This is a genomic window from Affinundibacterium nitidum (assembly GCF_014284155.1).
Classification (GTDB): domain Bacteria; phylum Pseudomonadota; class Gammaproteobacteria; order Burkholderiales; family Burkholderiaceae_D; genus Undibacterium; species Undibacterium nitidum.
Genome location: NZ_JACOFZ010000069.1, coordinates 1 through 243 on the forward strand (window position 1 = coordinate 1; position 243 = coordinate 243).

At 49.4% G+C, this 243-nt stretch carries 1 protein-coding gene; it reads right to left on the minus strand.

Annotation, left to right across the window (positions count from 1 at the left end):
* Positions 1 to 243: hypothetical protein (locus H8K36_RS19070; protein WP_222611295.1), on the minus strand; the 243-nt coding region annotated here is incomplete at both ends.

Consider the following 243-nt stretch of genomic DNA (forward strand, 5'->3'; position numbering starts at 1 on the left):
TCACATTGCCGGTGACTGTGTTCGGTACTGCATCTTCGGTGATGTTGTTGATGTCACCTGTCGCTACTGGTTTGCTGTCCGTAATAAGGATATCTAGGCTGTCGTTATTCGTTGCACCTAAGGCATCCGTCACAGCGACAGTAACACTGTCGGTCACATCGCTGTTTGCACTTTGGACACTTGGGTCATAGGTGTAGCTGACGACACCGGTACCGCTATTAAAGCCCGTTAAGACCAAACTAC